The sequence below is a fragment of the Anabaenopsis elenkinii CCIBt3563 genome, assembly GCF_015245355.1.
In the GTDB taxonomy this organism is placed as follows: domain Bacteria; phylum Cyanobacteriota; class Cyanobacteriia; order Cyanobacteriales; family Nostocaceae; genus Anabaenopsis; species Anabaenopsis elenkinii.
In genome coordinates this window covers 2697323-2709960 of sequence record NZ_CP063311.1, presented here as the reverse complement: position 1 = coordinate 2709960, position 12638 = coordinate 2697323, and the positions used below count along the sequence as shown (strand labels likewise).

14 protein-coding genes are annotated in these 12638 nt (G+C 42.8%); 11 read left to right on the top strand and 3 right to left on the bottom strand.

Translation table 11 applies throughout. From position 1 onward, the window contains the following. The 8 genes from IM676_RS11925 to IM676_RS11890 form a co-directional block, all read left to right on the top strand. On the top strand, window positions 1–639 hold a 639-nt coding region (locus IM676_RS11925; protein ID WP_200987116.1), incomplete at its 5' end, for a transposase. A 247-nt stretch (window positions 640–886) separates the two neighbouring features. Continuing rightward, window positions 887–2284, top strand: coding sequence for an aminopeptidase P family protein (locus IM676_RS11920; protein WP_200987115.1), 1398 nt, complete (start codon window positions 887–889; stop codon window positions 2282–2284). A gap of 355 nt (window positions 2285–2639) precedes the next feature. Beyond that, window positions 2640–4103, top strand: coding sequence for a signal recognition particle protein (gene ffh, locus IM676_RS11915; protein ID WP_200987114.1), 1464 nt, complete (start codon window positions 2640–2642; stop codon window positions 4101–4103). A gap of 99 nt (window positions 4104–4202) precedes the next feature. Then, window positions 4203–4463, top strand: coding sequence for a 30S ribosomal protein S16 (gene rpsP / locus IM676_RS11910; RefSeq protein WP_200987113.1), 261 nt, complete (start codon window positions 4203–4205; stop codon window positions 4461–4463). After that, on the top strand, window positions 4426–4884 hold the full coding sequence (locus IM676_RS11905) for a KH domain-containing protein (RefSeq protein ID WP_200987112.1): 459 nt from the start codon (window positions 4426–4428) through the stop codon (window positions 4882–4884). The genes rpsP and IM676_RS11905 overlap by 38 nt, the downstream gene beginning before the upstream one ends. Before the next feature lie 130 nt (window positions 4885–5014). Beyond that, entirely contained in the window at window positions 5015–5968 is a 954-nt protein-coding gene (locus IM676_RS11900) for a PhoH family protein (RefSeq protein ID WP_200987111.1), read from the top strand. Between the two features lie 203 nt (window positions 5969–6171). After that, complete coding sequence (locus IM676_RS11895; RefSeq protein ID WP_200987110.1) at window positions 6172–6579, top strand: ChuX/HutX family heme-like substrate-binding protein; 408 nt, start codon at window positions 6172–6174, stop codon at window positions 6577–6579. A 40-nt stretch (window positions 6580–6619) separates the two neighbouring features. After that, entirely contained in the window at window positions 6620–7426 is an 807-nt protein-coding gene (locus tag IM676_RS11890; protein ID WP_200987109.1) for a DUF6816 family protein, read from the top strand. 41 nt (window positions 7427–7467) lie between these two features. Here the strand turns inward: IM676_RS11890 and bioU are convergent, their stop codons facing one another. After that, window positions 7468–8472, bottom strand: a complete 1005-nt coding sequence (gene bioU, locus IM676_RS11885; protein ID WP_200987108.1) for a (S)-8-amino-7-oxononanoate synthase BioU — start codon at window positions 8470–8472, stop codon at window positions 7468–7470. A 585-nt stretch (window positions 8473–9057) separates the two neighbouring features. On the opposite strand from bioU, the gene IM676_RS11880 reads away from it, so the two are divergent. The 3 genes from IM676_RS11880 to IM676_RS11870 are packed head-to-tail and all read left to right on the top strand — an operon-like array spanning window position 9058 to window position 10152. After that, the gene (locus IM676_RS11880) at window positions 9058–9267 is read left to right on the top strand and encodes a DUF2997 domain-containing protein (RefSeq protein ID WP_200987107.1); all 210 of its coding nucleotides are present in this window, start codon (window positions 9058–9060) and stop codon (window positions 9265–9267) included. 40 nt (window positions 9268–9307) lie between these two features. Further along, complete coding sequence (locus IM676_RS11875) at window positions 9308–9694, top strand: DUF1257 domain-containing protein (RefSeq protein WP_200987106.1); 387 nt, start codon at window positions 9308–9310, stop codon at window positions 9692–9694. Beyond that, window positions 9694–10152, top strand: coding sequence for a ferredoxin (locus IM676_RS11870; RefSeq protein WP_200987105.1), 459 nt, complete (start codon window positions 9694–9696; stop codon window positions 10150–10152). The genes IM676_RS11875 and IM676_RS11870 overlap by 1 nt, the downstream gene beginning before the upstream one ends. 118 nt (window positions 10153–10270) lie before the next feature. Here the strand turns inward: IM676_RS11870 and IM676_RS11865 are convergent, their stop codons facing one another. Together IM676_RS11865 and IM676_RS11860 are read right to left on the bottom strand one after the other, a co-directional pair. Continuing rightward, complete coding sequence (locus IM676_RS11865; RefSeq protein WP_200987104.1) at window positions 10271–11710, bottom strand: DUF4335 domain-containing protein; 1440 nt, start codon at window positions 11708–11710, stop codon at window positions 10271–10273. A 23-nt stretch (window positions 11711–11733) separates the two neighbouring features. Continuing rightward, window positions 11734–12360 (bottom strand): DUF3038 domain-containing protein, encoded by a 627-nt coding sequence (locus IM676_RS11860; protein WP_200987103.1) that lies wholly within the window; start codon window positions 12358–12360, stop codon window positions 11734–11736. Window positions 12361–12638 lie beyond the last annotated feature (278 nt).

Genomic DNA, 12638 nt, shown 5'->3' with positions numbered 1-12638 from the left:
ATATATGATAAAAAGGAGGGAAAAACAAAAAACGATTATTTTAGAGAAATGGTAAGTGAAATAATAAGCTGGGGAGTCAAACCCAGAATTGTAACAGGTGATAGTTGGTATTCAGGAGTAGAAAATTTGAAATTCCTAAAAAACCAGAAATTGGGTTTTCTCTTCGGAATTGAAAAAAATAGAACTGTTTCAAATGAGCCACACAAGTATTGTCAAGTAAGCACTCTGGCTATTCCCGAAGAAGGATTAAGGACTCATCTGAAAGAATTTGGATTTATAAAGTTGTTTAGGAAAGACTTTAAAAAAGAAGACTCTAGACACTATATTTTGTATCTTCCAGATGAGGAAAGAATCGAGGATATAACTAGAAATGAATTTATGACAATTCATGATACTCATTGGGGAATTGAAACCTTTCATCGAGCCATAAAACAAGTATGTGGAATTTGTCGGTTCATGGTTAGGGATACTCATGCAATTAAGACTCACATCTTTTGTTCACTTCAAGCTTTTGTTAAGTTGGAGTTTATGCGCTCTGAAAAAATAATTAGCAATTGGTATGAAATACAACGGAATCTGTTTACTTTAGTTGTACGTGAGCATATTTTTGCTAATCTTAATAGCGATCGCATGATCTAGATATCATAGATCATATTTTTTGTCAATGCGTAAGTCCTAGATCCGCCTAACAAGTAATTGTAAATTACTCAAATCCCCTCCGCACTCTCTGAACTACCTTCAGTTACATTTGAGAGGTTTTCGTAATTTCCCACTATTCATCCCTACCTTGCTTCGCAGCAAGGTAGGGACTTTCGTGTTAGCGTTAAAATTAACTAACACCTCAGTGTACCTTTGCGCTTACCTGTGCGCCCCTGAGCGTTTAATCATGATTAAAACATCCAACTCCCAAACTTTACACCACCGCCGACAAAAACTAGCCAACCTGATTAATTTTCCCGTAATTCTGTGGTCAGGAAATATTAATCCCCGTAACTTCCCCGCCAACGTCTACCCATTCCGCGCTAGTAGCCATTTTCTCTACTTTGCCGGATTGCCATTACCTAACGCTGCTATTCGCTTAGAAGCAGGTAAACTAGAATTATTCATAGACAATCCCCCACCCAGCAGCGCCCTGTGGCATGGAGAAATGCCCAACCGCGAACAAATAGCCGAAAAAATTGGGGCAAATGCGGCTCGACCAATGGCAGAATTAGAGTCACGTTTAGAAGGTGCAGCCACAATTGCCCTACAAGATGCAGCCACTTGGACACAGCAATCACAACTATTACACAGATGGATTCTACCACAACAACCGCCCCAAGGGATTGACCTGGAGTTAGCTAAGGCAATTATTTCTGTGCGCCTCACCCATGATGCTGCTGCATTAGTTGAGTTGCGAAAAGCCGCTGCTGTAACTGTTAAGGCACACAAAGCCGGTATAGCAGCAACTCCTACAGCCAAATCAGAAGCAGAAATCCGGGCGGCTATGGAAGCGGTGATCATCGCTGATAATATGACTACATCATATAACAGTATTGTCACCGTTCATGGGGAGGTTTTACACAATCAGCAGTATCATCATCTAGTAAACCCAGGTGATTTAATTCTGGCTGATGTGGGTGCCGAAACCCAACTAGGTTGGGCTGCGGATGTTACCCGTACGTGGCCTGTGTCTGGTAAGTTTTCATCTACCCAAAGAGATATTTATGATCTGGTGCTGGCGGCTCATGATGCTTGTATTGCTAAAATCTGCCCGGGTGTAGAGTATGAAGATATTCATTTATTAGCCGCTACAGTCATGGCTGAAGGTTTGGTAGATTTAGGCATTTTACAAGGAAATCCCCAAGATTTAGTAGAAATAGATGCCCATGCCCTGTTTTTTCCCCACGGTATCGGACATCTACTGGGTTTAGATGTCCATGATATGGAAGATTTGGGCGATTTAGCAGGGTATGAGGAGGGAAGAACCAGGAGCAAGCGCTTTGGTTTGGGATACCTACGTTTACATCGTCCCTTACGTCCGGGAATGTTAGTCACTATTGAGCCGGGATTTTATCAAGTTCCAGCCATTTTAAATGATGCTCATGTCCGGTCAAAATATGAAAAGATCATCAATTGGCAACGTTTAGCTGAATTTGCCGATGTGCGGGGAATACGCATAGAAGATGATGTTTTAATTACGGATAATGGCAGCGAAGTTTTGACATCTGAACTCCCAAATACGGCCAAGGATATAGAAGAAATACTGCCTCAGATTTCCCACGCAGCTAAAGTTATGGGCTAATAGCCATCTCAAATACCCACCTCCTCAATATAGCTCAAACAGTCTCAACTCCCCGGCAGTGAATTGCTTAACTCGGGATAAAAACTACTAACCTTTGACACTCCCATGGCTAGAGGCGCGTGGGATTCTTGATTCATCCAGCCAACTTACTTAGAGGATTTTTCTCCCATTCCCAGAGGTTTGTTCTGTTCACAAGCTTTAGATTCCTTGTGCCCCACGGTACGATTTAACTCTAGAATAATAATGATCAGATCAAGTCAAGACTGAATTGATCAATGCACTATTGGGTGTTACTCATTCATCCCACGGCTAAAAGCCAGATGAGATCCTCTGCTTTTATTTTTGTAATTACATTATGTTTGATGCTTTATCTGAACGTTTAGAAAGTGCCTGGAAGAAGCTACGCGGACAGGACAAAATATCGAAATCCAATATTCAAGATGCTTTGCGGGAAGTACGCCGCGCTTTGTTGGAAGCAGATGTCAATCTCCAGGTAGTTAAAGATTTTATTGGCGAAGTCGAAACCAAAGCACAGGGAGCAGAAGTGCTGACTGGTGTGCGACCAGAGCAGCAATTCATCAAAATTGTTCACGATGAATTGGTGCGGGTCATGGGGGACGAAAATGTTCCCCTGCTGGAAGCTCAGGAACAGCCGACAATTGTGTTAATGGCTGGTTTGCAAGGTACTGGTAAAACCACAGCTACTGCTAAGTTAGCCTTACATTTACGGAAATTACAGCGTACCTGTTTATTGGTAGCCACAGATGTATACCGCCCAGCCGCTATTGACCAGTTACTGACATTAGGTAAGCAAATTAACGTCCCAGTTTTTGATATGGGAAGCGATGCAGACCCTGTAGAAATAGCCCGCCAAGGTGTGGAACGTGCCAAGGCTGAAGGGGTTAATACAGTAATTATTGATACGGCTGGTCGTCTGCAAATTGACGAGGATATGATGGGGGAACTAGCCCGCATCAAAGCTACTGTGCAACCTCATGAAACCTTGCTAGTTGTAGACGCTATGACGGGTCAAGAGGCAGCAAATCTCACCCGCACTTTTCACGAACAAATCGGCATCACAGGGGCGATTCTGACCAAATTAGATGGTGATAGCCGTGGTGGTGCGGCGCTGTCAGTCCGACAAATTTCCGGAGCACCCATTAAGTTTGTAGGTGTAGGTGAGAAGGTCGAGGCCCTACAACCCTTTTATCCTGACCGCATGGCCTCCCGAATTTTGGGCATGGGTGATGTTCTTTCTCTGGTGGAAAAAGCTCAGGAAGAATTTGATCTGGCAGATGCTGAGAAAATGCAGGATAAAATCCTGTCAGCGAAGTTTGACTTTAATGACTTCCTCAAACAATTGCGTTTGTTGAAAAATATGGGTTCACTCGGCGGGATCATGAAGATGATTCCCGGTATGAACAAAATTTCTGATGACAAACTCAAGGAGGGAGAAACCCAGCTCAAACGCTGTGAATCCATGATTAACTCTATGACCCGCCAAGAACGCCAAGACCCCGATTTATTGGCGAGTTCTCCCAGTCGGCGGCGACGCATCGCTCGGGGATCTGGCTACAGAGAGCCGGATGTGAGTAAATTAGTGGCTGATTTCCAAAAAATGCGCAGTCTGATGCAGCAAATGGGTCAAGGTAGAATGCCTGCAGGAATGCCGGGAATGTTTGGCGGCGGTATGGGTAATCTGTTTGCCGGTGCTGATAATCGTCCCTCCGCTCCTGGGTGGCGGGGTTATAATAGCGGTGCTAGCACGAAAAAGAAAAAGAACAAAGATAAAAAGAAGAAGGGCTTCGGCAATCTTTAGAATTTTTTTTCAATGTTGACTCAGTCCTAGCAGTGAATGCTAGGCAAGTGCTAAAATTGTCATTTCAGTACCAACAAGCAGGAGAATTTTTCCTCAACCATGATTAAATTGCGCTTGAAGCGATACGGCAAAAAGCGGGAAGCAAGTTACCGCATTATCGCCATTAACAGCCTGGCTCGCCGTGATGGCCGTCCCCTGGAAGAACTCGGATTCTACAACCCCAGAACTGATGAAGTGCGACTAGATGTTCCCGGTATCGTCAAGCGACTACAACAAGGCGCTCAACCCACTGATACCGTCCGTAGCATTTTAGTAAAAGCCAATGTTTTTGAACAGGTCAGTGCCACAACCGCATCTTAATTCCGGAATTAAATCTCTCAATGCTAGTCCCAACTATGTGGGACTAGTGAGGTTTTTGATGCAGCCATTTTTAGAATCTCCAGAAAGTTTAAGTATTGATTGTGAAACTTCTCACGGGCTTAAACGGGTTTGGATTCGCATTGCCTTTGACAGCAAAGATAAGGGTAAAGTGTTTGGTCGAGGAGGACGCAATATTCAGGCAATGAGAACGGTGATTGCGGCTGCAGCGGAGGTTGCCGGACAATCGGTATACCTGGATATGTACGGCAGCAATGGTTTAGGTCGAGAGGGTATGTCTTCTGAGGAGGACAAGCAAGAGCGATCGCCTTCGGCAATGCGCGGACAGCAACCTCCAGAACCTAAAACAGGAGACAAAACTATAAATATACCCAGACCAGTTGTCAAACCCCGAATTCGCTAGTTAACTACCATAAATTCTGAGCGTTGGGTTACTCCCGCTCAGATATTTCATTTGGTTGTCAAAAGTTATCAATTTAAAATTTCTTTTGTTGTCAAAAACCGCACTTCATAAATTAAGTAATACATAACTTATGGCAGATGCCTTAATCATTCAGCTGCCTAATATTCCCAGCGCCCTGGCTCTTGGCGGTGATAGAGAGGAAAATCTCAAACTCTTATCCCGGCAAACAGGCGCTAATTTGGTGCTGCGCGGACAAGAACTACATATTGGTGGTACGGAAGCACAAGTTCATCTGGCGGCCCAATTAGTGCGATCGCTTGAAGAAATCTGGATTAAGGGCAACACTATCTCTAGTGCCGATATTTTAACAGCTCGTCAAGCCCTAGATAATCATCGCCAGGGAGAACTGCAGGAATTACAACGAGATATTTTAGCTAAAACTCGTCGCGGTGAAGAAATTCGTGCCAAAACTTTTCGCCAACGCCAGTACATTCAAGATATCCGTAAGCATGACTTGACATTCTGCATTGGCCCGGCGGGAACAGGTAAAACTTATCTGGCTGTTGTCGTTGCTGTGCAAGCACTTCTGAATAACCAGGTAGAAAAGTTAATTTTAACCCGTCCGGCTGTGGAAGCTGGGGAAAAACTGGGCTTTCTACCCGGAGATTTACAGCAAAAAGTTAATCCCTATCTTCGCCCTCTTTATGATGCTATCTATGAATTTATTGATCAGGAAAAAGTCCCCAGTTTAATGGAACGTGGTGTTATTGAGGTGGCTCCCCTTGCTTATATGCGAGGCCGCACCCTCAACCATGCTTTTGTAATTGTCGATGAAGCCCAAAATACTACACCCGCCCAAATGAAAATGGTGTTGACTCGTTTAGGTTTCCGTTCTCGGATGGTAATTACAGGTGACACTACACAAACGGATTTACCCCTGAACCAAAAATCAGGACTAGCTGTAGCCTTACAAGTTCTCAAAAATGTTGAAGGTATTGGCTTTTGTGAGTTCACTCAAAAAGATGTTGTCCGCCATCCCTTGGTTCAGCGCATTGTTGCTGCTTATGAAAGATATGAAAGATAAGGATAATTCTATGTTTGATTGGGAGTTTTGCTCCTCAGTAGGTCTGAAAAAACCACACTACAACAGGTTTTAGTTAGGTGAGTTACACCAGCAACTGGCATCTTGCTCCGACCAGAAAAGTTGTATAATTTATTTATCTACCTAGTATACTCAGAATAGTTTGTGTGTTACAGCTGATGGTTAATTACTAAAGAAAAATAATCATGAATAAACATTTAAAAGATTTTTTAGAAGCTTGTGAAAAGTTAGGTACTTTAAGGATTATTGTTACTAGCAGTGCTGCGGTGTTGGAAGCTCGCGGCAAAATAGAAAAGCTATTTTATGCTGAATTACCTAAAGGTAAGTATGCAAATATGCACACTGAGGGATTTGAGTTTCACTTAAATATGGATCAAATAAAGGAAGTCAAATTTGAAATAGGTGAAGCAAAAAGAGGTAACTTTACCACTTATGCAATTCGGTTTTTAAACCAGAACCAGGAAGTTGCTTTGAGTTTATTTTTGCAATGGGGTAAACCGGGAGAATATGAACCCGGACAAGTGGAAGCTTGGCAAAGTTTAAAGCAACAGTATGGAGAAATTTGGGAACCCCTACCCATGGAAATCTCATGAAATTAGACAAGATAACCACCATCACAATCCCATAGAATTCATGCTAACTCTCAGGGCGGTTTGCGCTTTTAGCTTAATGATTTTATGTATATTCGGATGCAGTGGTTCAGCAACAGCAGGAGAATTATCTCAACGCCTAGCAAATTTTCCCCAGTGGGAACAGCTCACATCCGTGCAAACTGCTCAAGGAGATTTGCTTTATCCTGATTGGATGGCTGGTTCATGGAAGGTCACAAGTACATTAGTAGACTTGGTTGCACCTTTAGCTCCGGATATAGTCACCCCGGGATTTGAATCCAATCAACAACAACTCAATCAACCCGTGACTTTTGTAGTACGTTTTATTAGACACAGACCCCCTAGCAGTGGGTTAAAATTGATTCGGAAAATTTCCAATCAATCATCAGTGGTAGTAGCAGATAGACAATTTAATAGTTTAAATTTGGCCAAGGCTTATTTAGGCGATGAAGCTGTTTTATCAGTCAAAATAGACCCAGACTCACCTAATCGCCAAATTACTCGTTTACGTGGGGAATGCTTGACGGCTAAAGCTTGCGATCGCCAATTAGTTTCTATCATTAGCGCCCGCGCTACAGAAACAACGTCAGAGGGCTACTTTATCACATCAGAAGTTTTTCAACAACTATTTAAAGGTGATTCCCGTCCCTATTTCAATACCGTAGAATCAACTACAGCTTACCATAAACTGGCTACATTATATCCTGCCATCGCCGCAGATCAAGTAACTGCTGTTTATCTTTCACCCCAAGACCCAAATTACTTTAGAGCTGGTTCTCATCCAGTCGCCCTTTATCGCTATCGCTTGGAATTTGCACCCACAAACTGAGGACAAACATCGGGAGGGGCTAGAGACTAGCCCCTAGCGGCTTATTTCACAAATTGGGGCATAATTTCAGCAGCGGTGAAAATTCCATAAATACCGCGCTGGTGTAATTGTCTACCAGCTTTAAGATAACCGAAGGCGGGACCACAAACATTTGCCGCCATACTGGTTTCATCTCCTAAGGTAAAGGTATGGGTGGAAATTTTACCTTCAAAGGTGCGTCCTGTAACTTTAACGTTGGTGCTCAGAGGTTTTTTAGGGTTGCGAGTATCCACTACACCACCAACTGTAACGCGATCGCGTGAACAAATGCCGGCAAATTCTAACATCACATCATCAGCGTGTTCCATATTCTCTAAAGCCAACACGCCATTGGTTTTATCTAGTAGGGCTTCTACTTGTGCATCTGTCAACGCCCTAGCCATTTCTACAGTATAACCAGGCATATGGCCAATGTCCTCCCGAACTGTAGCGCGGTAAGCTTCCCAGTTAGCAATACCAACACCAAAGGTAATTTCTACCTTGTGGATTTCGGCGTAGCTTTGGGCGGCTAAAGCTGCTGCTGCTGTTAATAGTCCAGGTGTAGCACCACATCCAGACATATAAGTAATTCCCGCCGCTTCCAGTTCTGCTTTCATCGACAAAAGTTGTTCTACTGCACTGGTGCGCTTAATAGCATCCACTAGTACACCTCGCCAACCCGATTTGATAAACTCTTGGGCTACTGAGGGGATAAAGTCGTTGGGGAGGTTTGGTAAGGCCAGAAAGTAACCATCTACAGGCTGACCAGTCGCAATTAACTCTTGAATGCTGCTATTGCTTAATGTACCAAATGGTTCTAAATAACCCACAGAACCTTGAGATTGGTAGGTTTGAATGGATTGTTGAGTATTTAAACCTTCTGTAGAGTAAGCGTAGCCTTTTTGGTCTGCTGCAGCGACTAAGATCATTTCCCGTTTACTGGAGAGGAGTTTTGCGGCTGCTTGTCCCAGTCCACCAAAACCCAGAACTCCGACGCGTATAGGTTGGTTGGTTAGTTGTGTATTCATAGTGAATTTACAGTGTTAACTGATGGCTATAAAGGTTAATTATGCTCCATTATCCTGGTTTCGTTAGCTGAATAATGGTTTTTTGCCAGAATCTCTTGCTAATTTCAGCCTGGGTAAAAAACACTAAATATAGATTTTTTATGATCAGCTTTCTTGGAAAGCAGTAACTAGAGTATTTAAATAATCCCACTGGATAAAACCACACACATTGAACTTATCTATGCCAAGAATAATATTTCTTCAATGGTAATGATAAAGTTTTTCAATAAAAAGTATATTTTTGTGAAGCAAAGAAATGGCTATACTACTGCTATGGCTTGCTGTTGGGGTTTTTGTACCCGATTTTCTCACGGCAATCTTCAGCTTGACTAATTAGTGGGGTTAAGAGAAACTAACTAATAACTGATGTATGTGCTTATAATAATAATAAATTTTGTAAAAATTCTGAGATATATATTTTGAGAGATGGAACATTAGTTAACAAATGTCAGGTTTGTATTTAAGTAACAATGTTACCATGGCTATATTTTTAGCCGGCTGCTCGGACAGTCAAGTTCAAAACTAGTATCATGGTTGGCCAAAAGTATGGAGACATTAGAGTTCATCATCTATCCAGACGGTCGGGTACAAGAAAAAGTCACTGGCATTGTGGGTAATTCGTGCGCTGAGGTTACAGCCGCAATAGAAGCACAGCTAGGACAAGTACTTAGTCATGAGCCAACCTCAGAATTTTTTGCTACTCAGGTGCAACAATCATCAGTGGCTCATACGCAGGCCACATACAGCGATTGGTAAGTTTTTACTCACAATTTAGTCTCATTTATTAATCACTGCCATGTCACATTTTAGCCAAATTAAGACTCAAATCCGTAACCTGGACTCTTTGAAAGATGCTCTCACTCAATTGGGCATAGACTGGAAACCCGGACCGCGTGAAGTTCGTGGCTATCGCGGTCAAACCCATCCTGCAGAAGTAACTATTGAGCAGGAAAATGGCTATGACATCGGCTTTAGATGGAATGGCAAGGAATATGAATTGGTTGCTGACCTGCAATATTGGCAACAAGGCTTGTCTGTGGAAGGCTTCTTACGCCAAGTAACCCAAAGCTATGCCTACCAAACAGTGGTGAAAGAAACAGCTCGTGTAGGCTTTCAAGTTGCAGAACAGCAAAAAAATCCAGATGGCTCAATTCGCTTAGTAGTACAACGCTGGAGTGCGTAATGGCTGATTTTCTGCCGTCGCGGTCAGAAGAAGAGGAAAACCGTTCCGGTGCCGAACCAGAGTTAGGGGGTTTATTACGGGATGACCCAGAACGCTCTGGTTTAGAGCCGGAACTGGGAGGTGTTAACCGTCAAAAAGGTGTTTATGTAGACGAAATCACCTGCATTGGCTGCTTACACTGCGCTCATGTGGCGCGTAACACCTTCTATATTGAACCAGATTATGGTCGATCGCGTGTCATTCGTCAAGATGCGGATTCAGAGGAAGTAATTCAAGAGGCAATTGATACTTGTCCAGTTGATTGTATCCATTGGGTTGATTACACTGAACTGAAAAAGTTAGAAGAAGAGCGTAAATATCAGGTAATACCTATTGCCGGCTATCCAGTGGAACAGGCTGTATCTACTAGTCAACGCCGACGTAAAAAACAAAAGTTAAAAAAACCAAAAAACCCTTAATAATTTGTCATCACAAAACCCCTATGACTCTCCCGACTTCTTCAAGAAGTCGGGATATCTATTTATTTATTTATCGATCGCGCGTAAAACCCCATCCCCTTGTGTTTAGGGCGGTTGACTATTCATTTTCTGCAAATGTTTCAACTTTGCCATCAGGACTCAAAAGTACTCGAATTCTGATAATTTCTCCCTTTTTATTGGCAGAAACAAAGGGTTTACCAATTTCAGGCATCCCTGCATCCTCAATGAATATTCTTGCAGCCTGATTTATGGGATAAATCTTGTCAAGACTACCATTATCATTAACCATTAAACTATACTCTAGTGTTTGTGTAAATCCACTAGGTGGCTGCCAGCGCCTTGTAAATATTTCTCTAGCTTCTGCCACTTGAGGCATATCCAATAAATCCCTACGGGCTGCCAAAGTTTGGGATTTTGGAGTTAACCGTTCACTTGTTGACCTACCGACTAATGAATTATGATTATTTGGCTCAGTAGCAAGATTTACAGAGCGATTGATTGTGTTCTCCCTAGGCTGTAGATTGACAGATGAAGATGGCGAAGAACTCTGATTTGCCTGGGGATTAGTGGAAACAGGCAAGGGAAATGATGAGATACTGGGTAATGTATATCTAGAAGACAGGCCATCCTGGGCGAAGGGCTGAGATAGAAACACTCGATCTTGCCCAGATGGTAGGGATGAAAAGGGATTAGTCAGGACGCCAGAATTGGATGGTGTTAGGGAAACTTCCGGGAATGTAGCAGTAGGAACTTGAGGGTTCGAGGCTAAGGGTTCTGGTGATGTCAAATTCTCCGGCGGCGTAACTTCGGTTGGCTGTGTGGGAACATCCACAGAGGGTTTTACAGCAGTTTTCGCTACCTGTGTTTGATTTTGCCTATTATTGACAAAGTGCCAAGTCACCGGTACCATTCCTATACCTAAAACCATGACTGCAGCAATGGGAGACCAAGCTGGTAATCGCAAAACTTTATTATTGTTATTTAAATTTGGCAAGGCCATAACATCAGCAGAATACTCATCTAAAGCAGTTGCTAAATCGAACAGTTGCAGCAAAGTCAGTATAATTACTGGACCCGATGTTCGGTTAGAAATTGGACCAAGAAATAGATGATGAGTTACATCATTCTCTGTTTGTAAGTAGATTTTGCTCTGAGATGTTTGGGAGATAAAAGATTCCGAAGTTTTAGCGCTCGGTAGTGGAGTTTGCTCAAAATCTTTGAACTGTGAATCATGAGATACTTTACTCGAATCCTGTGGTTCACAAAGACTCAGCCAAAAGTTGTTCGGGGGTTGCTGTAGAAATTTTTGTACATAATTGGTGACGACATCACACAAGATTTCTAGTTGATCGCGATCGCCCCTAAGGACAATTTTACCTTCTGGTGCCTTTTGGACATCCTCAAAATATAGCTCAAAGGTTAACTGCTTGATCACAGTTTTTCCCATTAAATGGGACAAAGGGGAACTTTGCGCCCATATTTCTAGGGTACAGTTAGGTCGTGCGTAGCGTCTAATGACAGAATTAAATGGTGGCATAGCAGAAACGACGAAGGAGACGATTATCTAAAATTGGAACTGTCTATCAGTGCTAACCAGAGACGGCGGTGTCCACCAGGTGCACTGTAAAACAGTAAATCTACCAGCAGTTTTAGTGCTAAGTTGGTGAGTATATCCGTGGTTATTTGGTCGTCTTCTTCCATCCGTTCTTGGTAGGTATTGCAGAAGGCATCGATATAATCTCCAAGTAAAGCAGCCTGATGATAGCGAAGGGGGGCGCGCCTCTGTTCCCGTTTCTTTTCCGCCATTTGTTCTAGCAGACCAACAGCACGGCGAATTAATTCCTGGTGCTGCTTGGCGAGGTAGCAGGTAATGAGAACAATTGCTCGAGCTTCTTCTACATCTAGCTTTTTTCGTCCACCTTGTCCCTTGCGTAGGGGATTAGACTGACGCAATCGCCATAAAGCTACCCGGTCTGGCACTCTTGACTCTAAATTCAGGTTAATTGCCGCAGACAGCATGGCTTCAGAACCAATACCAGTGAAAGCTTCTAGCGCTAACAGCACCAAGTCTAACTGGGTCTTGATATTCTCCCATTGAATTGTCTTTGGGGCTGGAAGCTGAATTAAATCCTCCCACTGAGGATTTGGTGTGGCTGAATCGGCGGCCGAGTGCATAACGTTTAGCATAGGTGATCAGTCTGTAGGGTCTGTTGCTGTTACCCATTTTGAAACCAGACTCTTAAATATTAAGGTTGGTTTCCCATCGCTTTGCTCATTTAGTCAACAGCAATAGTCTTTGTCTTACTCTACTAGAGGAAAATCTATTTTCCACCAATTTAGTCGACAAAAATCATGAAGTTTTTGATAAATAAAATCCTGCCGTCAGGATTAATGTATAAATAAACATTCCTGAATTTATTTAATATAGCCTTTTGCAGGCTAATGAAGTACACATCAATTGCCTA